Source organism: Agathobaculum butyriciproducens (genome assembly GCA_003096535.1).
Taxonomy (GTDB): domain Bacteria; phylum Bacillota; class Clostridia; order Oscillospirales; family Butyricicoccaceae; genus Agathobaculum; species Agathobaculum butyriciproducens.
Map to the genome: position 1 here is coordinate 1 of QEKJ01000001.1, position 26,615 is coordinate 26,615.

Here is a 26,615-nt window from a genome sequence, read left to right on the forward strand (position 1 = left end):
AACTGTCCATCATCACCTGCATATTTGCGGTGAGCAATGTCATATTCGCCGGAATAACATCAATGCGGTCGTACTTGGTGTGCTGAATAACCTCTCCCAAATCGGCATCGCGGTCAAGCATCAGATCGGCAATGCTCTGGCGGTCATAGCTGTGTACGCCAAAGGTCTTGGAGCAGTTTCCCTGCTTGTCGTTATCTACGACCAGTACACGCGCATTATACTGCTGCGACAGCGCATAGGCCATGCTGACGGTGGTCAGTGTCTTAGCAACGCCGCCTTTGAGGTTGATGATAGATACGGTTTTCATAAAATTATCCCCTTTGTAGTCGTGTGTTCCATTGGAACACATGGTTTCAGCAGTTTCCACGCTGCTGTTTATTTACTTATCTTTGTGCCAGAAGAAACTCTGGTGCGGCTTATCCGGCACGATCTCGACCAATCCAAAATTGAAAAGCTCGTCGAAAGTGACCTCGATTTCCTTGCGCTGCGGCAGAGAACCGTCCTGTTTGCGTTGCTCTACGATAAAATGCGCTGTATCGGCCTGAATACAGATATGCGCTGTCATGCCTGTAACCCAGCCGAGAGAAACCTTATCGGAAGTCGGATCTTCGTGCATGAAAGTGTAGGTGAACGGTTCAATCGACCAGTTCGGATCGTCCTTGAGCTTTTCATAAGTCGGCTCATACATCGCGTGCTTGAGCAGATAGTGGGATTTTTCCGCCAGCTGGTACTTCATAAGCAGCTCTCCTTTGACGGAACTTCCTTGATCAAGCCATACGCTTGCAAGTCAGCAAGCGAAAAATTGAAAACTTTGCGCTGACGAACACACTTCGCTTCATCGGAGGGTGCATCGCCATACTGCTCAACCGCCAGCAGCGGGTACGGGGACGGCGTAAAGTAAATCTCATAATATGGCCAGCGCAGCCAAGCAGAGTGTTTGCCATGCTCAAACAACATTTCGCTGCTTTTCGGCAGCTCAAGCCACGACAGCTCGGCGGCTTTTTCAGCGACCAGCTTATACAGACCGCGCTTTGTCGGGTGAAAACGGTAAGGCATTACTTTTTTCCTCCTTAATTGGTTGTGCTCGCAACAGACTGGAAACGGCGGAGAAACCTCGCTGCACAGGCCGAGCAAATAACCCGCGTATCAGTCATGATGCGGCTCCTTGCCTAATACAACGGGCGGCACGATGCGCACTGGAGGACGCCCTGCCTTTACCATCTTTGCAATTGCGGATGCACGATCAGGGTCATAAACCTTGCGTCCACCGATGTAAATGTCACCGGTGTAGCCGCGCTCCAACTCACTCTTTACTGTGTGAGCATTAACACCGAGGTCGGCTGCGATGTTCGCTACCTTATATCCGGCAATCCACATCTCGTAAATACGCTGACGCATTGCATCGGTAATTGCTCTTTTTACTTCGGACATTTTTGCACCTCCATTCGGATTTTTTGTAATAAAAAAACTTACCTCGAGGACTACTCCTTTGCGGTAAGTTAATTATTGCATTTTGGGGTTTTTGTAAGGTTTGAACAAAATGCTTGCCTTTTTCCGTCAGTATGCTATACTTAGATACATGAGGGAGAGCAAATCCCGCCAAATGGCTTGGAGGAAATAACAAAAGGGGAAATGCAGTAATGGGAATTAAACTGAAACTGACCGGTCTCCGGCGATTTGTCCGGACCGAGGCTGAGATTGCGGACTACACCGCGCAGGTAGCGGCAGCGCAGGACACACTCGTGAACGGCACCGGCGCCGGAAACGATTTTCTCGGCTGGCTGAATCTGCCGGTGGATTATGACCGGGACGAGTTTGCGCGCATCAAGCAGGCGGCAAAGAAGATTCAGCAGATCTGCGATGTGCTGATCGTCATCGGCATCGGCGGCTCGTATTTAGGGGCACGGGCAGCCATCGAGTTCGTAAACGGTCAGTTCTACAACCAGGTCCGCCCGGAGGGCATTCCGGAGGTGTACTTTGCCGGCAACAACATTTCGTCGTCCTACTTAAACGACATTATCAAGATGATCGGTGACCGCGATTTCTGCATCAACATCATCTCGAAGTCAGGCACGACCACCGAGCCTGCCATCGCCTTCCGCGAGCTGAAAAAGCTGTGCGAAAGCAAATACGGCAAGGAGGGGGCGCGCGAGCGCATCTTCGCCACGACGGATAAGGAGCGCGGCGCGCTCAAAAAGCTGGCGGATGACGAGGGCTACGAGACCTTTATTGTGCCGGATAACATCGGCGGCCGTTTCTCGGTGCTCACGCCGGTCGGTCTGCTGCCGATGGCTGCAGCCGGTCTGGACATTGACGCGGTGATGGCAGGCGCTGCCGCCGCCCGCGAGGAATATTCTCAGGGCTCCTTGCACGACTGCGCGCGCTATGCGGCACTGCGTAATCTGCTGCTGTTCAAGGGCAAATCCATGGAGATCATGGTAAACTACGAGCCGTCACTCGTCATGCTCGGCGAATGGCTCAAGCAGCTGTTCGATGAATCCGAGGGCAAGGACCATAAGGGTCTGTTCGTCACCTCGGCAAATTTCTCCACCGACCTGCATTCCATCGGTCAGTTCATTCAGGACGGCTCGCGCATCATGTTCGAGACCGTGCTGTGGGTCAAGGAGCCGCGCTCCGAGATTACCATCGAGCATACCGAAGAGGATATCGACGGCCTGAATTATCTGGCAGGTCAGACCGTGCAGCACGTCAACCAGAAGGCGTACGAGGGCACGCTGATCGCCCATATGGACGGCGGCACGCCGAATATCATCATTGAGATTGACCGCACGGATGCATGGCATTTCGGCTATCTGGTCTACTTTTTCGAGAAGGCCTGCGGCATTTCGGGTTACCTGCTCGGCGTAAATCCGTTTAATCAGCCGGGTGTTGAGGATTATAAGAAGAATATGTTTGCACTTCTGGGCAGATCGGGTTTCGAGGAGCGGAGAAAGTACCTTGAGGCGCGTGTCAAGCTGGAAGACTGAATCCCTTTGCTGTATCCAAGGAGAGAGTGTTGTGCTCTCTCCTTTTTTATTCTTCGCAAATGGAGAATGGAGACACCCACCGCAGTGGGCGTCCAGCGAGCAACCGCCGTAGGCGGCTCTTAGCGAGTCGGAATGGAGAATGGAAAATGAACGATACGGTTTTATTTGTTGCGGGCGACCAGTGGTCGCCCCTACGGTAATGCGTGTGCATACCGCCAACAAAGGGCGCGCATTGCGCGTCCTTGTAAACCATATGCACCGATAAACCACACAATGGAAAATACCAAATCTCCACGTTCATTCTCCATTCTCCATTTTCCATTCTCAATTACTCCACCCTTGCGTAAATCCCGCCATTCCGGGTAAAATAAATGCGGTGATGAAAATGAAACTGCAAACTCCCGCAGTCTTTGCGTTGGGCGCGGCCGGCTACGCCGCGCTTGAGCTTCTCTGGCGCGGACGCACCCACTGGACGATGGCGCTGACCGGCGGTACGGTTCTGGTCGGTCTGCGGCGGCTGCGGCGGCGCGTACACGAGGAAAGCCCGCTCTCCCGCTGCCTGTGCGGCGCGGCATGCATCACGGCGGCGGAATATGTGGTCGGCTGCACGGTCAACCGGCATTTCCGGCTGCGCGTGTGGGATTACTCGCACGAATTCGGCAATGTTCAAGGGCAGATCTGCCCGAAATACGCCGTGCTGTGGACGCTGCTCGCCGCGCCGATTATGCTGCCGAAATAAGACGAAAATGTGTACCTCTCCCCTTGCAATACAGTTTTTAATGTCTTATAATAGTGGTAAACTATGCAGAAAAGGAGACACACCATGCTGATCGCAGTCAATGCAGGAAACAGCCGCGTTTTGCTCGGCGGCTATGAGGAGGACGGACAGGTTTTTTCTGCCTCCATCGCAACCGAGCCTAAGCTGACGCGCGACGACTACGCCTGCAAGCTGCAGCAGGTGCTTTTGCTGTACGGCGTGAACGTGCGCCGCATCCACGGCGGTATTGTCAGCTCGGTCGTTCCGAGCATGGTCGGCGTGCTCGAGGGTGCGCTGCGCCTGCTCGGCATCCGCGATGTCATCGAGGTATCGAGCGGCGTCAAGACCGGACTCAACATCCGCTCCGAGCAGCCGCGGCAGGTCGGCTCGGACCGCGTAGCCGCTGCGGTGGCTGCCCGTGCCAAGGGAAAGCTGCCGTGCGTGGCGATTACGCTCGGCACCGCGACCACGTTCACCGCGCTCGATGGGTCCGGTGCGCTGGTCGGCTCAGCCATCACGGCGGGCGTGCAGCTGAGTCTGCTCGCGCTCCGCGAGCAGGCGGCGCAGCTTCCGGCGGTCGCCATCGACGCCAAGGACGAGGGTATTCTCGCCCGGAACACGGTCGATGCCATGCGCGTCGGCGCGGTTTACGGTGCCGCGTCGCTCGTGGACGGCATGGTTGAACGCTTTGCGGAAGCGCTCGGTGAAACGCCGTATGTCGTGCTCACCGGAGAGCTTGCGCCGCTCGTCACTCCCTATCTGCGTATCCCGTTCGAGTACGATGAAAGCCTTGTGCTCGACGGTCTGCACCTGATTTGGAAGAAAAATCGGGGAAATTAAGATGTGGCAGTGAACAAATCTCGCTGACCACCACAATTTTTGTATTGCGCTGTACCTGTCAAAGCAGGACGGCAGCAGGAGGAATTACAAATGAATAACAAAACTACCAATGTACGGTATCTCGCGCAGCTGGCGCTGCTGGCGGCGATCGAGGTCGTGATGAAGCTGATGGGTCTGGGCAGCGTGCCGGTCGGCCCGCTGTACATGTCGTTCCTGACCGTGCCGATCGCTGTCGGCGCGATGACCATGGGCCCGACCGCCGGTGCGATTCTCGGCGGCGTATTCGGTCTGGTCAGCATGAAGGACGCCATCACCGGTGCGTCCGTTATGACCGGTGCATTTTTCCAGATCAGTCCGATCAACACCTTCGTTCTGTGTGTTGTCATGCGCGTGCTGATGGGCTGGTGTGTCGGCCTGCTGTTCCGCGTGCTGCGCCGCGTGGACCACAAGAAGAGCTGGAGCTATTTCGTTGGTGCGATGTCCGCGCCGCTGCTGAATACCATTTTCTTCATGGGTTACATTGTTCTGGTGTTCTACAAGACCGACTTCGTGCAGGAGCGCGTTGCCTCTCTCGGCGTGGCTAACCCGCTGTCCTTCGTGGTTGCACTGGTCGGCGTACAGGGTCTGATCGAGATTATCGTCGGCTGTGCGGTCGGCGGCGTGCTCGCCCGTGCGGTAGCATCGTTCCTCGGTCATCGTGCGCCTGCAAAAGCAGAATAAATGATTGCTAATTGCGGCAGTTTCTCTCATTTTTCGCAGAGAAACTGCCGTTTTGTGTTCCCGGAAAACCTTTCCGCAGCCAGAGAATTTCCGTGCCGCCAAATGTCCGGCAGAATAGAAAAGGTTCACAGCGTTGTTTTCGTGCTCCGCGCGGCATAGTAATAGCGGAGGTGAAAAAATGCAAAAAAATCACGCAAAACGCACGGCGCTCGCCCTGTTCCTGCTGTTTGCGGTGACAGTCTCCGCGCAGGCGGCAAAAATCGCCGAGGTCATCCCGATCGGGCACACGGTCGGCATCAAAATGCAGGCGGAGGGCGTGCTTATCGTGCAGCTGACCGAGGTGCAGGGCGCGGACGGTACGCACTCCCCTGCGAAGGAGGCGGGCGTGCAGGAGGGCGATGTGCTGTGCCGCGCCGGTGAGACCGCGCTGCACTCGAACGACGATCTGCAGAAGCAGGTCGCGCTCTCGGCGGGACAGCCGATCAAGCTGACGCTCGAGCGCGGAGACGCGGAGAAAAGCGTCACGGTGACGCCGTGCAGGGACAAAACCGGTGCGTACCGCATCGGCGTGCTCGCGCGCGACAGTCTGGCAGGAATCGGCACGCTGACCTACGTTGACCCGCAGACCGGCGCGTTCGGCTCGCTCGGTCACGGCATCTGCGACAGCGAGACCGGCGTGCTGCTGCCGCTGCAGGAGGGCACGATCATTCACTCGACGGTGAGCAGCGTGCAGCGCGGCAAGGCGGGTGAACCGGGTTCGCTGCAGGGCGAATTTTCGACCGAAAAACCGCTCGGAACCGTGGCGCAAAACACAGAAAGCGGCATTTTCGGCACCATAACGGACGATTCGCTGTACGGCGAGCTGCAGTGCGTGCCGGTCGCGTCGGCAGACGAAATCAAAATCGGTGACGCGGAAATCCTGTCCAACGTGGACGGCGACAGCGTGCAGCGTTATTCTGTCCAGATTGTCAAGCTCTATCCGGCGAACGACGAATACGGGCGCAGCATGATGCTCCGCGTGACCGATTCGCAGCTTGCGGAGAAAACCGGCGGCATCGTGCAGGGCATGAGCGGCAGTCCGATCCTGCAGAACGGCAAGCTGATCGGCGCGGTAACGCATGTGCTGGTCGATAATCCGATGGAAGGGTATGGCATTTCGATGGAGAAAATGCTGGCGGCAAGCTAAAATTGAGAATTGAAAATGGAGAATGGAAAATGCCGCTATCCTTGCGCGAGTTCTGTTCGCGCTGCGGCCGTAATGGGTTTGTCTGGCGTTTGGGCGGCCGTTGGCCGCCCTCTTTTTTATCTTTCTGAAATGCTTCTCTCCCCTATTTGATTGATTTTGTTGTCGAAAAACGCAGTTTTGCTTGTATTTTGTCTATTTCCGGGGAATTTTGAAAATATGCAGAAATTGCAAAAACAGTCGGTCCGACCGGTCATTTTGGGTAAATCGACAGATTTTGTCGAATGCTGTCTGCAATTTTCTCTCCAATTTTTTACAAAAGGTCTTGCAAGTTATGGTAGTATATGGTAATCTATTGCCAAGAAAAAGAGATGAAATTTATCGGAAAGCTGGTTATGATATATGAATGAGAAAATGAGAATTTTACTTGCAGACGACGACACCGAATTTTGCGCACGCATGTCGGCGGTGCTGGACAGTGCGGACGATTTTGAGCTGGTCGGCATTGCGGAAAACGGCGAAAAGGCACTTTCCGCGGTCAATGAGCTGCGGCCGGATGTACTTATCATTGAACTGATGCTGCCGGTGATGGACGGCATGAGCGTGCTCAGCCGCCTGCACGAGCAGGACGGACCGCATCCGGCGGTAATGGTATTCTCGGCGTTTGCAAGCCCGCAGATCGGCGCGGAATGCGCGGCGCTCGGCGTGGATCTGTTCCTGCGCAAGCCGATGGAGCCGCAGGCGGTCTGCGAGCGGCTTCGCCTGTGGCGGACCGGTCAGCTGCGCGCGGTCAAGGCCGAGGAAAGCATGGCGCTTGAGCTCCGCGTGACCGAGGTGATTCATCAGGTGGGCGTGCCGGCGCACATCAAGGGCTACCAGTATCTGCGCGAGGCCATCATGATGGCGGTCGAGGATATCGAATCGGTCAGCGCCATCACCAAGGTGTTGTACCCGTCGATTGCTAAAAAGTTCAAGACGACCTCCTCCCGCGTGGAGCGAGCCATCCGGCACGCGATCGAGGTCGCGTGGGACCGCGGTGACATCGAAACCCTGCAGAATTACTTCGGCTACACGGTCTCGGGCGTCAAGGGAAAACCCACCAACAGCGAATTTATCTCGATGATTGCCGACAGACTGCGGCTGCAGATGCGGTTTGGGGCGTAAGGCAAATTTACAACGTAAGAAGCAGTAATATCATTCAGAAAACGATTTATCGGTATAATATGCGTACTATTTACGCCGTTATGTAAATCGCAGCAAATCGCTTGCAAGCCTGCCAACATAACGAAAGTGTGAGTGAAACGCAGGTTCAAGCCTATAAACTTTTTCTGATATTGTGAATAAATTCCTCAGTTTATTGGGTTCGCGTGCCTGATAAACTGAGGTGTTTTTTTATGCGTGAAATTGACAGACAAATCGAACAATTCCTGACCCATTGCAGCATGAAGCAGCTTTCTAAAAAGACGCTCAAAGCATACAATCAGACCTTGTATTTGCTGGCGAATTATCTGGAGCAGGTACACAGCATCACAAGTGCAGAACAGGTAAAAGCGTTTCATATCTCTGCGTACATTGGCTATTTGCAGGAGCGTGGTAAGTATACTGTGGCGTGTAGCTGCAATCACACACAGCAGAATTATCCTGAGCGGCGTACAGACTACAAACGCAGTATTTCTAAAACAACTATCAACAATTATATTCGTAATATGCGCGTATTCTTTAACTTCTTGGTTGAATTTGATTATATCGAACGCAGTCCTATGCGCAAGATAAAGCAGCTGAAAAATGCGCGTCATTCTGTGGATTTTATTACAGACAGCCAGTTTGAAAGCATTATTGGTTCACTTGATATGGCAAAATTCCATGAGTACCGCGACAAGGTGATTATCGAACTGCTACTTGATTCGGGTATGCGCATTGGTGAGTGTTTAGCCATTCAGATGAGCGATATAGACCTGCTCAAAAACTGTATCGTTCTGCCATGTGAGAACACCAAAGGCAAGAAAACGCGCACGGTGTTTTTCAGCAACGAGGTTCGCAAGTCCCTGCGGCTGTGGATTCGCCACAAGGACAGCTTTATAGAGAGTGAATACCTGTTCCCTTCCACGCACAATCGCGCACTCAGCGTCAATGGCTTTGAAAGCAATATGCGTGTTTACGGCAATCGAGCAGGCGTGCCGAATGTTTCCCCAAAGGTGTTCCGCAATAACTTTGCAAAGCGTTTTCTGCTCAATGGCGGCGATATTTTCACGCTGTCGAAAATTCTCGGACATTCGTCCGTCGCTATTACCGAAGCGGCCTATCTCGATTTGACAGATGATGATTTGCGGGAACAGTATCAGCGATTCTCGCCTGTGGCAAATATGAGGGTTAGACAGTGAAGCAGCCTTGAAGCGGACAAGGCTATATATGCTATCAAAAATTCTGAAATTTGTCAAGTAATTTGAAAATCAGTCGTTTAATTCTCAAAAAGCTTGCAATTTTTCCACGAATGGTGTAATATACCTACATCACGAATGCAGCTTACAGAAAGTGTAAAAGCGTTCCAAAAATATTCTATAAAGGAGGGGTCATATGCTTAATGACCTAAGTACCCTAACAAACGAAGTATGGAGCATGATTGCTGAATTTCCTGATTATCAGGTATCAAATCACGGCAGGGTAAAACATATTTACCTCAACGGCAGAGAATACATTTTACACCCATGGTTGGATAGATATGGGTATCCTACAGTACACATTCACGGAACAACACAGCGCGTTCATCGACTGGTAGCACAAGCCTTTATCCCCAATCCATGGAATTTACCTGAGGTACACCACAGAAACCGCAATCGCGCAGATAACCGTGTAGAAAATCTCCGTTGGTGCAGCAGACGCAAGCATATGCGTAAACATCACATAGGTATTCCTATTGTGTGTCTGGATAAGGATACTTATGAACTGCTTAACACATATAACTCTGCCGCAGAAGCCGAAAATGACAGAGGTATTCCGCAGAGAAGTATTCGTTCCTGCTGCACAAGAGAAAACAATCTGTGCGGCGGTTATCGCTGGATGAATCTTACAGACTACAACGAATGGATAAATGAGCAGAAGCGCAATCACGCAGCTTAACGATATTGGACGAGCGGGAGCACTCCCGCTCGTTCGCTATTTAATAGAGTAAGCACTCCCTTCGCGTTCTCAGCGTTCACACGCGCTGTAATGCACGTTTGCGTTTTTGCCGTATCCTACACGTTGAAAAGTGTAAAAACCGAGAGAGTATGCGGAATATCGATTATAAAGTTTTTGCAACTTTTATCCCCAAAATAATATTATTTTAATAGTATTAATAGCAGAAAAATAAACTTTTTATTTGGCAAAGTATTGACAGGCATGGACTCCTATGATATTATATTTATACAATCAAGGGAGTATCCGAAGTACAAGGCGTGCTCGCTTGTATCTATTAGCTAATAGAAGTTTGTCAGCATCGGAGGTGGTAACACCTGAAATATTGTGTATCGAATATAGGTTGGAGTATTTTACGCCAGCTTGGTTTGTTGCACCCTATTTTAAGTGTATACCACTCTCTGATGACTGCCTTTAGGCAGTCTTTTTTGATTCTGATAACATTTTGGTCGAAAGGAGGTGAATTTATATGCAAAAAATTTGTGATTGTGAAATTTTAGGCAAGCGTCCAACTAATGGTAATATTTATAAATATTGTTATCGTGTTAAAATCAACAATGAATCAGCATGGGCAAATTCTCGCGTTGAATATAATGTTGGAGATACCGCAACACTATACTTAAAACCTTCTGATTATAATATGTGGTTCGCGTTCATTAAGTAATATCTGCTTTCCAGAAAGCGAGGTGATGCCTATAGCAATTTTTCTACAGGAGGTGCATATCATATGCCAAACACAGAACTAAAAGTAGTAGATATGCCTATGGGAACAGGCAAAACCACAGGCATGATACACCTTATGAACACTTTTTCTGATAGGCAATATCTGTTTGTTACGCCCTATAAAACAGAGCGCGAACGCATACAAACAGAATGTCCTGCCTTGGATTTTCACATACCCACGAATGAACGCAGCAGGTTAGATGAATGTCATCGCTTCATCAAACAGGGTAAAAATATTGCTACAACACACGCCTTGTTCTCCTATTTCAATCCAGAAACGATGGATTTGTTGTCCAGACAGCACTATACCCTAATAATAGATGAAGAACCTGACTGCATTTTTGATACCTTAATTGTGCCGCAAGAGGATTTTCATATGCTTAAAAGTGAAAATTACTTCAAGGTATCAGAAACAAATAAGCAGTTGCAGCTAAATCCTGAACGCGAATATACAGGTTCAATATCAGGATTTTCCGAGTTGTACAAACTTTGTGACAGACACAGCTTCTACTTGGTCGATGACTTAACCGCTGAACAGAACCGTATTGGTATCATTGGTGTTATGAATCCTGAGATATTCAACTGTTTTGACGAAATTTTCATACTTACATACCTATTCGCAGATAGCAATTACGACTGTTACCGTCGATTTTGTCGTATTCCATATGCCTATTATCATATTGCGGATAACACCTTATGTGAAGGAAAATTCGATGATACCGCGTTCCGTGAACAATGCAAGTCACTTATACGCCTGTATAGCGGCAGACTGAACTTTCGTCCACCTGATGAGCGCAATCAAAGAGCTGTTACTCTATCAAAAAGTTTTTACCAGAACGCTTCTACACAAATGTTATCGCGTGTTAGGTGCAATGCGAGTAATTTTATCCGTAATATTTGTCATGGAAGGCAAACAGACACCCTATGGAGCACATATGCGGACTACAAGAGTACAATAGAAGGCGGCGGCTGTTACAGCAAAAGTTTTGTGTCCTGCAACTGTAGAGCCACGAACGCATATAGGGACAGGCGTATTTTGGCCTACCTGCTCAATCTGTATCCACATCCCTACTTAGTACGTTGGCTGCTTCATAACAATATTGATGTCAACCTAAAACACTTTCCGCTTACTATGCTGCTGCAATGGGTATTTCGCTCTCAGATACGCGATGGAAAGCCTATAGAGTTATATCTCCCCTCTGCGCGTATGCGAGAAATACTCTCAGAGTACTTAGCAGGAGAAATCTGCTAAACTGCTTCAAAACCCCTTGGTAAATAAAGGAATACAAGCCTTGCGTCCTTAGAATAAATATATGTCTATATACCACCAGCAACAATGAAAGCTGTTCATATAAATTATAATCACACTAACACAAATATTTTTACACTAATATATCTATCAACAAGCAAAAACCGCCGCTAGCTCTTACGAGCCAGCGGCGGAAACCTTGCGGAATTAATATACCAGTAATCGGTAGTTGTAGCTTATCCAACATATAAAAACGATAACGATATAACTATTTATTTTTGCGTATCGTTTATCCAAATCACATATTTAATACAAAAAATTCATTGAACATTTATCGTATATAACCATTTAGCATTATTAACAAATAATATATTTTATTTCTACTTATTATACCATAAAATCATTCTATAATGCATAATCCGAACTTTAATCGTACTTTATTATATTATTAAGTCTTACGGCTCATCAATAATTTGTAATTTATCTAATGCAAATTCAACGCATTTCAAAATTAACTCATTTCTGGTTCTTCCAGTACGAGCAGATACCTTATCAAGCTGTTTTAATACATCATTAGGCATACGACAAGATACCACGGATGTTTCACCGTAGTTCTTTTTCGCTCTAATAATAAACTTATCATCATTGTTGTTCATAATCATCATACCTCTGTATTATTCTACATGAATATTTGTAGTATTTGTATATTACAAAGGTTTACAAGTGTAGTGTTATATGTTACACTATGGAAAAAGGGAGGTAATTTATATGGCATTAGTAAAATGTCCTCAATGCAACAACGAAATCAGTGATACGGTAGAAAAATGTCCACATTGTGGAAATACAATCTCTCACAATGTTCTTCCTGTATCAACTCCTGCCCCTTCGGTGCAGAATAACATTCCTAAATTTTTAACGATTGCTGCTTTGATTTTAGCTATTATTGGAACTTGTTTCTTAATTAAGGGATTCCATGTTAAAAACGTATATAAAAACTACTCCAGCAGTGATTATTACTACGATTATGACGATAATGTAAATGCTTATGTAGGCGGTGACGCATATAACTACATTATCAACGGTACATATTTTGCTGGCTTCATGGCCTTAACTGGTACGATGTATTTATGTGCAACTGGCTTATTCTGTACTTCACTGCTGCTGAATAATAAGAAACAGACTGTTGAAGTACGTCCTACATCTGACACTATTGCAGAAGAATTACCTAATATTTAAGTTTTATATACTATTGGTGATACATAATGAAGAAAATAGCATTGTTTTTATTAACTTACTGTATGTTTCTGACCTGCTGTGCATGTCAAGGACAGCAGCAGCAGAGTGACAACAGCACTTCCGAAAATACTTCTACTGCGGATGCAGCACCTTCACAGGAAACCGAAGAAGTTCCAACTTCTATTGAAGATGAACTGTCCCCTGCATTAACCGAAGCTGACAAAGCCAATATTCCGATTGAAATGGCAAGAAACAATGTCGATTTTGGCTTATATCAGATAAAAGATGGTTGGATTTACGGTGCAGCCGCAAATGAGGGTAACGGAAAACTTTACTTTGCTAAACGTCGTTTGGAAGATAGTACATGGACTACCTTAAATGGCTGCTATATCGTTGATTTTGATTTCTACAATGAATTTGTATATGCCATTTTGAGTGAGGATAGCGAAGGACAGCATACACCTATCTACAGAATGAATTTGGGTGGAAGTAATACAACAAAGATTGTAGATGGTAAAACTGCTTTTCTGCAAATTAAGGGCGATAAACTGTATTTTAACCTCTATGATGAAAACGATATACCCTATTTTACTTCCTGTGATTTAGATGGCTCTAATATGAAGCGCTTAATTGATAAGGAAGTGTACTATCCCTATACGCCTGACGGCAATATCATCTTCTATCAGGATGATAAGGACGAAGAAACACTACACAAATTCAATCTCACCACGCAAGAAGATGTTCGTATTTCTTCTCCGCACATGTACGTTCCTATCTATGACGGCAAACATACATTATTTTACGTTCGTAACTATAAATCAACCAGAGACAATAGCTTTACTGGCGATTTAGTAAAACGTAATATTGATACAGGAGAAGAAGCAGTATTGTATGCAGGCGCATATACAGGTGATTTGCTCTATGTAAATGATTATCTGTATTTTGCTAATATGAACGATGAGCAACGGCTCTATGCCATTGATACCAACGGCGAAAATATCAAACTGATTTCCGATGACCCTTATACATCGCGTGTCATGTATACTGGAAACAAACTGATTTACTCTGTTTTTGATACTGACGATAACGGTGTACCGCAATCTGTCAACAATATTTACTGTTGTGAACCAGATGGCAGCAACAGAATTGCTTTGCTCGACTAAATTACCACAACCCTAAATCATTACGAGGGAAGATAGTATGGAAAAATATACAATAGTACAACACGAACAGCGTTTACACTGGCTAAAGGATTGCCCTGTATTATTACAGTCCTATGCACTCACAAAGAGCAATACTAACAACAGCATTTTCTTACAGTGTAAGTTTGAGAATATAGCTGATAAGTCTATCAAAGCTATGAATATCGCTGTTAAATGTTCTGATGTATCACATCAAGAATTGGCGAATGTTGGTAACTTCCCCTATCTTGATATTAACGTACAGCCTTATACGCTGTTTGGAGATAAAACGCCTGTAGCTTTACCTAATAATACAACCAGAAATGTTTGTATTATTCCGTTAAAAATTATTTTTAGCGATGATACCACATGGGAAAATACTTCCGAGCGGGCGTATGAATTAGCTGAGTATGAACAGCAGCCTATATCTTCGTTAGGTGAACTGGCAGACCAGTATAAGCGGGATTTGCATAAGATATGCACAGACAGTGAAAAGCATAATTATCTGCCTGCTAATATAAATGGGTTTACTATTTGTGGATGTAGCAAAGTGGTATTAAACAATACCGAAAGTTGTCCGCAATGCGGCATAAACTTTCAAGATTTGCTGAACGTAAATGATTCTGGTAAGCTGCACGACCACTTAACGCAATACGAAGCCGCTTTAGCTGAGAAAGCGCAGCAAGAGCAATTATTAGAGCAGGAACGCTTGCAGAAAGCAGCACTTGCAAAACAAAAATTCAAAACCACTGCTAAAAAAGTTGGCATAATCGGCAGTGGCGTTATCGCAATCGCATTATTGGGTGTATTAACAAAGCAGGTTATTATACCGAACGTTCAGTATTCTAATGCAGAGCATAAAGCACAAAGCGGAGAATATGATGAAGCTATACAGGCTTTTATTAGTCTTGGTGATTTTAAGGATGCTTCTGAAAAAGTATTGGAAACTAAATACAACTGGGCTAAAGACAAGTTAGCACAGGGCGATACCGAAGGTGCAATTTCTTTGTTCTCCACGCTTGGTGATTACTCCGATGCACGCGCACAAATCACAGAAATTCAAAACCAAACGCAATATGATAAGGCCATGGCGGCATATCAAGCTAAACAATACGCGGATGCGCAATCAATATTCGCCGCTTTAGGCAGTTATAAGGATTCTGCTGAAAAAGCCACAGACTGCAAAAATAAAATAGGCGAAGCACATTATTCCGCAGCTACAACAGCCTTGAGTAAGAATGATACTTCGACCGCTCTACATGAATTTTTACAAGCTGTTCCCTACAAGGACAGTATCTCTCAGGCTCGCAAATTAGGAAACTTTGATAGCAAAATCCGTATAGGACAAAGTTGCATATATTATTTTGCTTCTGATGGTTCTATTAAAATTTCAGGTAATACAGGCGCTGTTCCTTCTGTACCAAATTGGAAAAATCTTATCTCGTTCTCTGCTGTTCGCGCTTCTCAATTTACACACAGTTTTGGAAACGCTGTAATGGGATTGCAAAGCAATGGCAGTGTTGTAACAGATGGCGGCGGATATGGTTTTATGAGTAATGCTGTTTCTGGTTGGAGCAATCTTAAAGAAATTGTCCTTGGTGATTCTGGTTTTGGCCCTCCGCATGTAGTAGGCTTAAAGCAAGATGGTACTGTAGTTGCAGAGGGCTGGAGCGGACGGCAACGCGCTGGAGAAACAGGTTGGAAGATGGATGGCGGCGGAGAAGAATGTAAAGTCTCTGCATGGAAGAATATCAAACATATCGTTGCAGGTGATGGCTATACTGCTGGTTTAACAACAGCAAATACAGTGGTAGTTGCAAACCGCGATAACTACGATTTTAGCGCTGCTACAACATGGGAAGATATTGCATTTCTATCAGCAGGAGAACATCATATTGTCGGGTTTAAGACTGATGGTTCTATTGTGGCTACTGGTAGCAACAATACTTCTCAATGTGAAGTATCTGATTGGAATGATATGATAACCGTATGTGCAGGAACAAACCATACACTCGGGTTAAAAGCAGACGGAACAGTTGTTGCTACAGGAGATAACGAGCACGGTCAATGTAATACGTCCGATTGGAAAAATATCGTTGCTATCTGGGCTGGAAATTTATATAGCCTTGGTTTGAAGTCTGATGGTACATTTGTTTTTGCAGGTGAAACTGAACAGTGGCAAAATGATATAGCTGATTGGAAATTCTGGTAACATCCTATATTCAAAGAGGGATAGCCCTGCGCTATCCCTTTTCTTGTGTATTAATGTTCGCAAAAGTGTACTTTTACGAATACAGTAAATTGCTATCAAGTCTTAGTTCGTAAATATTGTATTTTAGTTTGCGGATATGTTTGTAAAACGATTGACTATTACGAACAAAACTGCTATACTATTCGCATAGAGCAAAGGAGATTTACGATATGGACAATCGCACCTTCTACTATGCACGTGTATCAAGCAAAGACCAGAACTTAGACCGTCAATTAGCGGCATTCAAGGCATTAGGCGCTGACGAGCGGGACATTATCACTGACAAAGAGAGCGGCAAGGACTTCAACCGAGCGGGCTATCAGGCGTTAAAGAACGGTATGCTCCGTCAAGGTGATACGCTCATTATTAAGTCGCTCGACCGCCTGAGCCGTAACAAGCGGGATATTAAAACCGAACTTGAATGGTTCAAGGATAACAACATCCGTTTGAAGGTTATCGACCTGCCTACTACTATGATGGATTTACCCGAGGGGCAAGAATGGGTATTCGAAATGGTGAACAACATTCTCATCGAGGTATTAGGCACGATAGCCGAGCAAGAACGCGCTACAATCAAATCTCGACAGGCTGAGGGTATCAATACCGCTAAGGCCAAAGGCGTGAAATTCGGGCGTCCTGCGCTCCAATTCCCCGCAAACTGGAACGAGGTATATACCCAGTGGAAGAATGGCGAAATCACGGCTAAAGTCGCTATGGAGAAAACAGGCACAAAGCGAACCAGTTTCTATAAATTGGTGAAAAAACCGCAGTAACTCAGCTATGCGCACAAAAAGAAAATTATACTTAACTGCCGCAAAATAATTCAATTTGTGATAGTTAAGTATAATCTTTTTCTTCCCTGATTTACAAAATTCTCCTATTGGTTCTCGTGTGATGCCCTATAGCTAATCTATACATCTCCATCCGCAAATTTTCAGCGATATTCTTTCAAATCACACTTGCATTTCTCCCTAAAAAGGGATACACTTAACCCAATAAACCATAGCACACCAACCCCATAAACTTTTTATTTTACAATTTATTACGGCTATGTTTTTGTTGCAGAAAACGCTCATTTTCCCTGTTTCGACATCGAGACCCTGCAGAATTACTTCGGCTACACGGTCTCGGGCGTCAAGGGCAAACCCACCAACAGCGAATTTATCTCGATGATTGCCGACAGACTGCGGCTGCAGATGCGGTTTGGGGCGTAAAGCAAATTTACAACACAAGAAGCAGTAATATCATTCAGGAAACGATTTATCGGTATAGTATGCGTACTATTTACGCTGTTATGTGAATCGCAGCAAATCGCTTGCAAATCTGCCAACATAGTGAAAGTGTGAGTGAAACGCAGGTTCAAGCCTATAAACTTTTTCTGATATTGTGAAGAAATGAAATAATTTATCTGTATCCTTTCCAATGAAAAACCGCAGCGCCCTCTCGGGCGCTGCGGTTTTCAGGTGATATGCATTTTCCTTATGTCAAATCAATGAGCCAATCTCGGGCGGTTCCGGCTTTTTCGGCTCGTTACGGTTTTCCACGCCGAGAACCTCTGCGCGGATGTCCTCCTCGATCTCCTTCTTGCTGCGGCGGCGGTCCAGACGCGAAATATACAGATACTTCCGGATCACGAACAGGATGCCGATCGACAGCACGGCGATCAGGTTCTCGATCGGCGAGGTATGCTCGACGATCATCTGACGCGCGATGGCGAGGAGCATAACGTCAACCACCGAGTCGATGGTGTAGCTGGTGATCATCTTGATCAGCTCGATGCCGATGATGATCAGGCAGGCCGAGCTCATGCGCGCCTGCAGATACGCCGGATCACCGAACAGCTTGTTCATATCGGTCATGGCGACCATGCCGATGCCGGACACAATGCACGCGATCAGGATCACCATGCCAAGGGTGATCTCAACCGCTGTTGCGGCGTTGGAGAGCTTGTCTCGAAAATCAGAATTCATGGCAGTCTCCCTTTCTCTACTCCTCATTTTTACATTCCCTTTTCTTCAGTTTTGTAATTTTTTATCAGTCTGTGTCTCATTCCTTGATATAAATTTAACATGGTTTTTACGCCTTGTCAATTATTTTAACAAGTTTTGTATGGTTTACTGGTTTTTCACAAGTTTTTTATGCACTTTATCCTCATTTTAGTTATTTTGCATAATAACTTTTTATTTTTGTTGTGAGAAATTATTTGCGTTTATTTTTTGACAAACTTATCATTGTTAAGCTATAATAATATTAGAGTAAACCAATAAAAAGGCAATGCCATGCAATCAAAGGCACTGCAAAGAAAATTCTTTGAAACGGGGTGGGCAAATGGCTAATCCGCTGTTGCAGCACTACATCAAGCTGACAGAATTTCTCGGACAGGCACTTGGACCGGATTATGAGGTTGCTCTGCATGATATGACCGACAAAAATCGCTCCATAGTAGCCATCGCCAACAATCACATCAGCGGCCGTGAGATCGGCGCACCGCTTACCAATGTGGCGCTCAAAATCCTGATGGACAAAAGCTACGAAACGCAGGACTACCGCCTGCACTACTGCGGCCTCTCTGCCGAGGGCAAGACGCTGCGCTCGAGCACAATGTTCATCAAGCACAACGGCAAGCTGGTCGGCATGCTGTGCATCAACTTTGACGACAGCCGGTATCTGGCCGCCAGCGAAAACGTGCTGCGACTGTGTCATCCGGATATTTTTATCGACGACCATATCGCACCGCAGCAGGCCGAACCCGGTGATCCGTTCCCGCGAGCGGTTCCGGCAACGACCGAGAGCTTCCACAACTCGATCGACGCGGTGGCAGGCGATGCGGTCGGCCGCGAGCTCATCCGCCTCGGCGTGACCGCCGACCGTCTCACGCCGGACGAGCGTATGCAAATCATTGCTTCGCTTGAAAACGGCGGCATCTTCCTGCTGAAGGGCGCGGTCAAGGATGTGGCCGACGCGCTGCACTGCTCGCAGGCCAGTGTGTATCGCTATCTTTCCCAGATTAAAAAGGACGACAGCAATTCCGCTTCGGAATAACAATATCAAAACTCAAACGGCAAAACCGGAGCGAAATTCTTCCGATTTTGCCGTTTTACTTTACTTCACTTTAGTCTGATAGCAGGAGGATGCTCTCATGTTTCAAAATTACATGCGCCGGTTGTTCTGGCTGATCCTGGGTGTTGCGGTCAGTTCGATCGGCATTGCGATGATGCTGCAGGCGAATGTCGGACTCGAGCCGTGGAGCGTGCTGCAGCAGGGCATGTCGCTGCGAACCGGCATGACCTACGGCACAGCGTCCGCTATCGCAGGCGCGGCAGCCATCCTCACGGCCGTGCTCTTCGGCGAGAGCTTCGGCTTCGGCACGATCATCAACATTGCGGGCTGCGCGGTCATAATCGACGCGATCCAGGCGGCGCACCTCATCCCGCAGATGCACGGATTGGTGAGCGGCATTGCCATGCTCATCGGCGGTCTGGAGCTGCTTGCGCTCGGCACCTGGCTGTACATGAAAAGCGCGCTCGGCAGCGGCCCCCGTGACGCGCTGATGGTCGCGCTCGCGCGTAAGTTCGGGCGGTCAGCCGGCGCGTGCCGCGCGGTCGTAGATGTGCTCGTAACGGTCATCGGCTTCTTTCTCGGCGGTCCGGTCGGTGTCGGCACCATTATTTCCGCCGTCGGACTGGGTCCGCTGATCAACCTCAATTTTTCAGCCGTGCAGTTCAAGCCCGCCAAGGTGCATCAGGAGAATGCGGCGGAAACCATTGCGAAAATTGCCGGAAAGCGGTAATTCTCAGGCAGAAGGTTGTAAAGTCATTTCTTATTTGCGAAGTTGCACAGCTGCATCGGCGCGGTGTCCTCTATGATTTTGAACCCAAACCGCTGGTAAAACACAGCGTTTTTGCTCTCCTCGGGCATGATTTCGATATATTCGCTGTCATCGAGCAGGCGCACGAGACCGACCAGCCGGTCGCCGTCCCATGCGGCGTTCCCCCTCCTCTGCCCTATCATTATACCGAATGCGCTTGCGCGTCACAAGTTACTATTCAATTTATGAGTGACTTTTCTTTTGCATATGCACAAAATTCTCCCGTAAAAACACAAAAACCGCCCATAAGGACGGTTGATTGACAGGATATTGTCCGCATGCTATAATCAAATCAGCAAACGGTGAAAAAAGGTTGTTCCTCCCTCGATGAGGAGGGAGGTGATCGTGATGTCGCTGTCCGAAGCACTGCTTCTGTTTCAGTTGATCGCCATGATCGTCTTTGGTATCCTCGGATACATGAAGAAATAAACCAACCGCACCCGTTGTAAAGAGCGGCTTTCTTCTCGACATAAAATCGATCTGAGGAACGACCGCTCGGTGCGAACGAGCCGCCGTTTGTAGCTATATTATAGCGCGGCGCCCCGGTTTTGTCAAGTGACAGAACCGGGGCTGCTGTTTTTCGGCAGGATGTTTACTATCCTTCCTGCACCTTATTAAACGGCAAAACATTGCCGCTGCCGAACAGGCCGATGCCTTCCATATCCTCCACGACAACCTCATCCGTGGTGCGGCTTTGGAACACATTCAGCAAAATACTGTCCACCTTGCTCCGCATCATAGAATCGCACCAGTCCTGCTGCGGACCGTTGGTCTCCTGATGCTCCGGATACAGGTATACGCTGTACATAATGTACTCGTCGTACGGGTACTCATCCCGATAATAAAAGTCCTCATCGTCCTCGCGGTAGCAGAAGGCCGTGCCCGTGCTGCGGAATGTTCTGTTGCCGTTCTCGGTGTACGAGAACTCATAGCTGCTGCCATCGCCGGAAGCCTGAAACGTATAGACGTTGTCAAACGCCGACACCGTAATGCCGTTGTCGCCAAATACATCGTAGAGCGTGTCGTAAGCATAGTCGGAATCGTAGTCCGTATCATAATCATCGCTGTAATCCGAATCATAATCCGGTGCAGGGGCATTTCCGAAGCTGCTCTCGATTTCCGGCACCAGATCATCCACCACAAACGCGAAGATAGCCGGCACAAACTGCAGCAGAGCGATAACAATTACCGCAATCACCGCACCCTTTGCGCGGTTTTTCTTCGGCTTATCCTTGATGGGACGCGACTTGCTCTTTGCGGTTTTCGCTGAGCTGCTGTTCTCTATCGTCGGATGATATTCGGTGTAGGTCTCGCGCGGCTTGCCGTGCCATTTCGGCGCGGGTCTCGTCATGCGGCCCTTGCTGCCCGCGCGTGCGCCGCACATCGGACATACGCGTTCCTCATCGTCAAAATGGATACCACAGTGCTGACATTTCACAGGACACACCTCCCTTTTACTATTTTAATCATACCAGAGATACGCCCTGATAGCAAGCAAAAGAGCACACCGTTTGGTGTGCTCCGAGGCTGTCGCGAAACTACAGTTTCGCCGACAAGCAGGAACGGATCGTGGGCCGTTCCAAAGTCGTCCGAAAGTTCCTATACAGAAACTTTCTCCCTCCAGAAGTGTAAAAAACGGCGCTATCCTTGCGCGGCTTCTCGGCCGCGCTGCGCGGATACATGCTCCCGGTTTGCTCTCATTAAACATTTTTAAGGATAGAGGCCTACGGGCTACGAATTTGCGAAGCAAATTCTATTTTATGCGCGCTGCCGCGCGAATTATTTGAAATTGTGGGAATATGGAGTTTTCCGACAAACTAAGAGCACACCGTTTGGTGTGCTCCTGCTGTTTATTCAAGATTTAATTTATGCACCAGAATCCACCGCGTAACGAGGAAATACACCGCGTCACTGAGCAGCGTGAATACGCAGCAGAACCGCAGCATGAGATGCGCCGCGCCCATCGGCGTAATGCCGCTCCACCAGACTTTCATCAGGTCTACGAACGGCTCCGGCACGGCATTGCCCGCGCCCATCATCACCATAAGCAGGAGAACCTGCAGTGCGGTAGAAAGAACAACATACCACACGATCGACATGAGCAGGCGGTGACGGCTTGCCAGATGACCGAGCGCAATGCACATATAGAGGAACAGCGCCATGCCCGCAATGCTGAGGACAGCCAGCACGAGCAGCTCCAGTTCAAACAGGAATTCCTGACCGCTGTGCGGCAGCAGAGTGCTCAGACCGGTAAAAGCCTGCCACACCTCATCCATCGACAGAATCATCCTATCCGCAAAAATGAAGATGCTGATGAGCGCCGACAGACCGCTCAAACCAATCATCACGACCGCGATAATGGTCTTGCTGAGCAGGTGCTGCGAAACCGTGACCGGCAGGGTGAACATGAGGTAGCCCTCACTGCCGAGCAGGTTTTTGTAAAAACGCTGGATGAGAATGACCGCTGTTACCACAAATGCGGCCATCATCACGCCCATATACAGCATGGAGCTGATGGCGGGCAGCATAAAGTCCAGTGATGCATTCTTCGGAATGACATACAGGATACGGCTGATAAGCGACATAAGAATCAGCACGCCGTACAGCGGCAGACAGGTCCGCGCGCAGGCTTTCCACTCATATTTCAGCAGCTTTAACATGCAAACACCTCCCGGAACAGTGCATCGACCGATTTTCCGTGCTCCTCGCGGATATGGTCAACCGTGTCGTGCAGCACCATCGCGCCTTCCTTGAGGAAAATGACCTCGTCAAGCACGCGCTCCACATCCGCGATAAGATGCGTGGACAGCAGGACGGAGGCGTCCTCGCTGTAATTCGAGAGAATGGTGCTTAGAATGTAGTCGCGCGCCGCCGGATCAACACCCGCGATCGGCTCATCGAGCACATACAGCTGCGCCTTGCGGCTCATGGTGAGGATGAGCTGCACCTTCTCCTGATTGCCCTTGCTGAGCGTTTTCAGGCGGCTGAGCGGGTCGATCTGCAGCGAATCCAGCATGTCGGTTGCCTTTACGCGGTCAAAATCCGTGTAAAAATCCGCAAAGAACGAAATCAGGTCGTTGACCTTCATCGCATCGTTGAGATAGTTTTTGTCGGGCAGATAGCTGATGATGCTGTGCGTGTAGGTGCCCGGCGCCTGACCGTCAATGAGCACCGAGCCGCTTGTCGGCTGCAGCAGACCGTTCAGCAGCTTGATAGTCGTTGTTTTGCCTGAGCCGTTCGGGCCGAGCAGACCGATAAACTGTCCGCGGCCGAGCGTCAGATTCAGATTATTGAGCGCGGTCTTTTTACCGTAGTTTTTTGTCAATCCCTGACAGATAACCAGTTCGTTGTTATCCATTGTTCTTCTCCTCCCCACTGCGTTTCTTCAGAAGCGCCACAATGTCCTGCTCGGTGAAGCCAAGCTGGCTCATGCCGGACAGAAACTCCGTGATGCGTTCTCCTGCGATTTGCTCTCTTACCTTACCAATCATTTCTCTGTCCTCCGTTACATAGCGTCCGCTCGTGCGGTTGGTGAACATCAGGCCCTCGCGCTCCATTTCCGCAAGCGCGCGCTGCATGGTGTTCGGGTTGACACCCGCCTGAGCCGCTAGCTCGCGCACCGGCGGTACCTTTTCACCCGCCGCAAGCTGTCCGCTGACGATCTGCTCGGTCAGCTTTTCCACAAGCTGTTGATAGATCGGACGATCCCCCCGCAATTCCCATTGCATAAGCTCTCTCCTTTCGTTTTATTGTATTATGATAATAATACAAACATACAGATTTGTCAATAGCCTTTGCTGAAATTTTTCTGCACTGCCCTGCGGGATGTGCGAACTGCGTAAGCGGGTTCGCCCTAACGGGCGGGGTGTTTTTCGCTGAGATTCAGCGGTGGGGATTCGCCGTCTGCGGACGGCGGGACGTCGCGGCGCCCGCCGCGGGGGGCAAAAAGGAAGGACAACCTGCGGTTTTCCTTCCTCTTTGAACTCCTGCCTTTCCCTTGCTTCCTAATCTGGCGCAGATTGCCTACATGTGACCGCTTCGACATGGGAAACGGCAGAGGATTTTTTCTTCCGTGTCTTTCGCAACCTGTTCGCAGTGTCAGATACTGTTCTGCTACACATGCGGTTTCATCTACGCAGGCGCGACATACCCGTGTCGCGCAACTCGTTTTCACGTTATTCCGCCCAGCACCTACGGGTTTTAATTGATAACAAATGTTACCGTAGGGTGCGACGACCTCGGCGCACCGTATCAAACGGTTGGTACAATCTATCCCGTAGGGGCGGTCATTGGACGCCAAATCACACGTTATGAAAACCGTTTGCACCTAATAAAAAATGGAGAACGGAAAACCCTTACGGTAATTCTCCATTCTCCATTTTCCATTCTCAATTTTTCTCGATGTCTCGAAACACGTTCGGCAGGTACAGCTCATGCTTCGGAATCTTCTCCCACGAAAACGCTTTCACGAGCTCCTTCGCGGAGACCGGCTCTGCGGTGTCGGTCAGTCCTGCGGCGCGGGCGAGTGCGCCGATGACCTGCTCAGGTGTGAATTTCTCCCGCAGGAGGCCGAGGTCGAGGTCCTCATCGCGCTTGGACAGGCGGCGCCCGTCATGGTCGCACAGCAGCGGGATATGGATGAAGTTCGGCGGTGTGAAGCCGAACAGCTCATACAGCCAGATCTGGCGCGGCGTACTGCCGATGAGATCGTGCCCGCGCACGACCTCGGTCACGCCGGACAGACCGTCATCCACCACGACCGCCAGCTGATACGCGAACACGCCGTCCGACCGCCGGATGATGAAGTCGCCGCACTCCTCGGTAAGCGTTTCAGTATAATCGCCGTACACGCCGTCCGTGAATGTGATGGTGCGCTCGGGCACGCGCACGCGCGTTGCAGGCGCACGCTTTCTGCGCTTTTCGGCCACCTGTTCGGGTGTTAAATCGCGGCAGGTTCCGGCGTAGACCACCCTGCCGTCCGACAGGTGCGGCGCGCTTGCGGCGTGCAGGGCCGCTCTCGAGCAGAAGCACGGGTACAGCAGACCTTTTTCGCGCAGAATCGCCTCGTATTTCTCGTAAACAGCCGTGCGCTCGGACTGATACGGGATTTCGCCGTCCCAGTCTAACCCTAACCACCGCAGGTCGTCGATAATTAAATCCGCGAAGCTGCGCGGACAGCGCATTTCGTCCAAATCCTCAATCCGCAGCAGAAATTCGCCGTTCTGCTGCCGCGCACTCAGCCATGCCAGCAACGCGCACAGCACATTGCCGAGGTGCATGCGGCCGCTCGGACTGGGTGCAAAACGTCCGATGGTGTGCATGTTTTTCACTCCTTATTGCTTTTCTTCTTGGGTTTCGGTGCCGGAAGTTCGTCATACATGGCACGCAGCAGCTTCTGCAGGAGGGCGGCATCGTCGGTTTTCGTCACCCGCAGCATGGGTTTTGCGCCGTCGTACGGAAATTCATAAGGCGCATCCGGAAGGCAGCTTATCGCAGCTTTGACCGGTTTGACCAGCAGGCGGTTATCATAAATTCCGCCGACGATTTTGCCGTTGTAATAGAGTATGTACTCCCCCATCATGGCTCGATGCGTTACGCCGTCCAGTCCGGACAGGCGGTCTAATATTTCCGCAAGAAATTCTTTTGTGGTTGCCATTATCGTCCTCTTTTCCAAGGTTTCCCCGTCACATAGCCTTTTTGATACCAGTATTCGTCGTCAACGGGATTCATTTTGCGCTTTTTATGGAACAGGCGGTACATGTAAAACAGGCTTCTGACCTTCGCGCACGGCGTGACATTTCCGGCATTTTTCCGAATGGCAGAAACCGTTTTCTCCACCTTTTGCTGAATTTTATGCATGAAATTCTCGGGCATGCTGCTCCAGTCATATCCCCATACGGCCTGCGTGATAACGTGCGTGCGGCCGATGCCCCAGTAATCCATGCTGTCGCGCAAATCCCTGACGGTGGATTTCATGCCGCCGCCCGCCGCGGTCGTGATGATGAGCGCCTGCTTGCACATCAGTGACAGGTCGGGACGGTGCACCAGCCAGCGGTACGCAAAGTGGTCGAGCAGGGTCTTGACCTGCCCCGGAATGTGGTAAACGTAGGTCGGCGCACAGAAAATGATCAGCTCGGAGTCGTCCATCGCGGCGATGAGCTTCTGCATGTATTCGTGCCCGCCGCACTTGTCCTCGCGGCCGTTCATGCACGCATAGCAGCCCACGCAGACATGCGGCATATCCTGCGGCAGATAAAATTCGTGCAGCGTGCCGCCCGAAAGCAGGCGGTCGAGCACCATCTGTGCAATGCCGTAGGTGGACGATTTGGTTTTCCGTTTGTGCGGATAGAGTATGGTTATGTTCATAGTGAACATCCTTTCTTGTGTGGAACAAGTGACAGGATTAGGGATTTCCGTTTTGTGAGCGAACACGGTTCGCCCCTGCG

The 26,615-nt window shown here is 49.0% G+C and carries 29 protein-coding genes and 1 pseudogene; 16 read left to right on the forward strand and 14 right to left on the reverse strand.

Annotation, left to right across the window (positions count from 1 at the left end; all coding sequences use genetic code 11):
• The 4 genes from C7386_RS00005 to C7386_RS00020 all read right to left on the reverse strand — a co-directional run.
• Positions 1 to 307 (reverse strand): ParA family protein (locus C7386_RS00005; RefSeq protein ID WP_165815408.1); only part of this gene is annotated, 307 nt, incomplete at its 3' end.
• A 72-nt stretch (positions 308 to 379) separates the two neighbouring features.
• Positions 380 to 736, reverse strand: coding sequence for a hypothetical protein (locus tag C7386_RS00010; RefSeq protein ID WP_116704576.1), 357 nt, complete (start codon positions 734 to 736; stop codon positions 380 to 382).
• Positions 733 to 1,056 carry a hypothetical protein gene (locus C7386_RS00015; protein WP_116704577.1) on the reverse strand — a complete coding sequence of 108 codons (324 nt, stop codon included), beginning with the start codon at positions 1,054 to 1,056 and terminating at the stop codon, positions 733 to 735. The genes C7386_RS00010 and C7386_RS00015 overlap by 4 nt, the downstream gene beginning before the upstream one ends.
• Before the next feature lie 90 nt (positions 1,057 to 1,146).
• Positions 1,147 to 1,431: a hypothetical protein gene (locus C7386_RS00020; RefSeq protein ID WP_116704578.1), complete on the reverse strand. Its 285-nt coding sequence runs from the start codon at positions 1,429 to 1,431 to the stop codon at positions 1,147 to 1,149.
• A gap of 209 nt (positions 1,432 to 1,640) precedes the next feature.
• Between C7386_RS00020 and C7386_RS00025 the strand changes: the two genes are divergently transcribed.
• The 9 genes from C7386_RS00025 to C7386_RS00065 all read left to right on the forward strand — a co-directional run bounded on the left by C7386_RS00025 (position 1,641) and on the right by C7386_RS00065 (position 11,636).
• Entirely contained in the window at positions 1,641 to 2,987 is a 1,347-nt protein-coding gene (locus C7386_RS00025; protein ID WP_110437350.1) for a glucose-6-phosphate isomerase, read from the forward strand.
• Between the two features lie 385 nt (positions 2,988 to 3,372).
• Positions 3,373 to 3,726 (forward strand): putative ABC transporter permease, encoded by a 354-nt coding sequence (locus C7386_RS00030; RefSeq protein ID WP_252197247.1) that lies wholly within the window; start codon positions 3,373 to 3,375, stop codon positions 3,724 to 3,726.
• An 84-nt stretch (positions 3,727 to 3,810) separates the two neighbouring features.
• Entirely contained in the window at positions 3,811 to 4,584 is a 774-nt protein-coding gene (locus C7386_RS00035; RefSeq protein WP_165815409.1) for a type III pantothenate kinase, read from the forward strand.
• A 90-nt stretch (positions 4,585 to 4,674) separates the two neighbouring features.
• Entirely contained in the window at positions 4,675 to 5,304 is a 630-nt protein-coding gene (locus C7386_RS00040; protein ID WP_110437353.1) for an ECF transporter S component, read from the forward strand.
• A 178-nt stretch (positions 5,305 to 5,482) separates the two neighbouring features.
• Entirely contained in the window at positions 5,483 to 6,490 is a 1,008-nt protein-coding gene (spoIVB, locus tag C7386_RS00045; RefSeq protein ID WP_110437354.1) for a SpoIVB peptidase, read from the forward strand.
• 411 nt (positions 6,491 to 6,901) lie between these two features.
• On the forward strand, positions 6,902 to 7,651 hold the full coding sequence (spo0A, locus tag C7386_RS00050; RefSeq protein WP_227109945.1) for a sporulation transcription factor Spo0A: 750 nt from the start codon (positions 6,902 to 6,904) through the stop codon (positions 7,649 to 7,651).
• A gap of 230 nt (positions 7,652 to 7,881) precedes the next feature.
• Positions 7,882 to 8,868 (forward strand): tyrosine-type recombinase/integrase, encoded by a 987-nt coding sequence (locus C7386_RS00055; RefSeq protein WP_110437356.1) that lies wholly within the window; start codon positions 7,882 to 7,884, stop codon positions 8,866 to 8,868.
• 193 nt (positions 8,869 to 9,061) lie between these two features.
• Complete coding sequence (locus C7386_RS00060) at positions 9,062 to 9,604, forward strand: NUMOD4 motif-containing HNH endonuclease (RefSeq protein ID WP_110437357.1); 543 nt, start codon at positions 9,062 to 9,064, stop codon at positions 9,602 to 9,604.
• Positions 9,605 to 10,388: 784 nt separating this feature from the next.
• On the forward strand, positions 10,389 to 11,636 hold the full coding sequence (locus C7386_RS00065) for a YonV C-terminus-related protein (RefSeq protein ID WP_116704580.1): 1,248 nt from the start codon (positions 10,389 to 10,391) through the stop codon (positions 11,634 to 11,636).
• 452 nt (positions 11,637 to 12,088) lie between these two features.
• On the opposite strand, the gene C7386_RS13245 is transcribed toward C7386_RS00065, so the two are convergent.
• Complete coding sequence (locus tag C7386_RS13245) at positions 12,089 to 12,289, reverse strand: ribbon-helix-helix domain-containing protein (protein WP_117752136.1); 201 nt, start codon at positions 12,287 to 12,289, stop codon at positions 12,089 to 12,091.
• 112 nt (positions 12,290 to 12,401) lie between these two features.
• Between C7386_RS13245 and C7386_RS00070 the strand changes: the two genes are divergently transcribed.
• The 5 genes and pseudogenes from C7386_RS00070 to C7386_RS00095 all read left to right on the forward strand — a co-directional run.
• Positions 12,402 to 12,869, forward strand: a complete 468-nt coding sequence (locus tag C7386_RS00070; RefSeq protein WP_165815410.1) for a zinc-ribbon domain-containing protein — start codon at positions 12,402 to 12,404, stop codon at positions 12,867 to 12,869.
• A 62-nt stretch (positions 12,870 to 12,931) separates the two neighbouring features.
• Entirely contained in the window at positions 12,932 to 14,032 is a 1,101-nt protein-coding gene (locus C7386_RS00075; protein WP_165815411.1) for a DUF5050 domain-containing protein, read from the forward strand.
• Between the two features lie 37 nt (positions 14,033 to 14,069).
• Positions 14,070 to 16,262: a hypothetical protein gene (locus tag C7386_RS13330; protein WP_165815412.1), complete on the forward strand. Its 2,193-nt coding sequence runs from the start codon at positions 14,070 to 14,072 to the stop codon at positions 16,260 to 16,262.
• A 209-nt stretch (positions 16,263 to 16,471) separates the two neighbouring features.
• Positions 16,472 to 17,074 (forward strand): recombinase family protein, encoded by a 603-nt coding sequence (locus C7386_RS00090; RefSeq protein WP_110435045.1) that lies wholly within the window; start codon positions 16,472 to 16,474, stop codon positions 17,072 to 17,074.
• A 315-nt stretch (positions 17,075 to 17,389) separates the two neighbouring features.
• Positions 17,390 to 17,515: pseudogene (locus tag C7386_RS00095) on the forward strand (sporulation initiation factor Spo0A C-terminal domain-containing protein); the annotation flags it as partial.
• Positions 17,516 to 17,785: 270 nt separating this feature from the next.
• Here C7386_RS00095 and C7386_RS00100 read toward each other — a convergent pair.
• Positions 17,786 to 18,271, reverse strand: a complete 486-nt coding sequence (locus tag C7386_RS00100; RefSeq protein WP_110435046.1) for a phosphate-starvation-inducible PsiE family protein — start codon at positions 18,269 to 18,271, stop codon at positions 17,786 to 17,788.
• Positions 18,272 to 18,629: 358 nt separating this feature from the next.
• Here C7386_RS00100 and C7386_RS00105 point away from each other — a divergent pair, with 358 nt between their 5' ends.
• A complete protein-coding gene (locus tag C7386_RS00105) occupies positions 18,630 to 19,343 on the forward strand; it encodes a helix-turn-helix transcriptional regulator (RefSeq protein ID WP_116704584.1) in 714 nt (237 codons plus the stop codon).
• A 97-nt stretch (positions 19,344 to 19,440) separates the two neighbouring features.
• Complete coding sequence (locus C7386_RS00110; protein ID WP_116704585.1) at positions 19,441 to 20,091, forward strand: YczE/YyaS/YitT family protein; 651 nt, start codon at positions 19,441 to 19,443, stop codon at positions 20,089 to 20,091.
• A gap of 23 nt (positions 20,092 to 20,114) precedes the next feature.
• Here C7386_RS00110 and C7386_RS00115 read toward each other — a convergent pair whose 3' ends face one another.
• From C7386_RS00115 to C7386_RS00150, 8 genes are all read right to left on the reverse strand, one after another.
• A complete protein-coding gene (locus tag C7386_RS00115; protein WP_207655829.1) occupies positions 20,115 to 20,312 on the reverse strand; it encodes a hypothetical protein in 198 nt (65 codons plus the stop codon).
• Between the two features lie 452 nt (positions 20,313 to 20,764).
• Complete coding sequence (locus C7386_RS00120; protein WP_116704586.1) at positions 20,765 to 21,607, reverse strand: hypothetical protein; 843 nt, start codon at positions 21,605 to 21,607, stop codon at positions 20,765 to 20,767.
• A 412-nt stretch (positions 21,608 to 22,019) separates the two neighbouring features.
• The gene (locus C7386_RS00125; protein WP_116704587.1) at positions 22,020 to 22,829 is read right to left on the reverse strand and encodes a hypothetical protein; all 810 of its coding nucleotides are present in this window, start codon (positions 22,827 to 22,829) and stop codon (positions 22,020 to 22,022) included.
• The gene (locus C7386_RS00130) at positions 22,823 to 23,527 is read right to left on the reverse strand and encodes an ABC transporter ATP-binding protein (RefSeq protein ID WP_110435051.1); all 705 of its coding nucleotides are present in this window, start codon (positions 23,525 to 23,527) and stop codon (positions 22,823 to 22,825) included. Before C7386_RS00130 ends, C7386_RS00125 begins: the two co-directional genes overlap by 7 nt.
• A complete protein-coding gene (locus tag C7386_RS00135; protein ID WP_116704588.1) occupies positions 23,520 to 23,897 on the reverse strand; it encodes a GntR family transcriptional regulator in 378 nt (125 codons plus the stop codon). Before C7386_RS00135 ends, C7386_RS00130 begins: the two co-directional genes overlap by 8 nt.
• 660 nt (positions 23,898 to 24,557) lie before the next feature.
• Complete coding sequence (gene gluQRS, locus C7386_RS00140; RefSeq protein WP_116704589.1) at positions 24,558 to 25,490, reverse strand: tRNA glutamyl-Q(34) synthetase GluQRS; 933 nt, start codon at positions 25,488 to 25,490, stop codon at positions 24,558 to 24,560.
• Positions 25,491 to 25,495: 5 nt separating this feature from the next.
• On the reverse strand, positions 25,496 to 25,825 hold the full coding sequence (locus C7386_RS00145) for a TfoX/Sxy family protein (protein WP_110435054.1): 330 nt from the start codon (positions 25,823 to 25,825) through the stop codon (positions 25,496 to 25,498).
• Positions 25,825 to 26,535, reverse strand: coding sequence for a flavodoxin family protein (locus tag C7386_RS00150; protein ID WP_165815413.1), 711 nt, complete (start codon positions 26,533 to 26,535; stop codon positions 25,825 to 25,827). The genes C7386_RS00145 and C7386_RS00150 overlap by 1 nt, the downstream gene beginning before the upstream one ends.
• Positions 26,536 to 26,615: the final 80 nt, after the last annotated feature.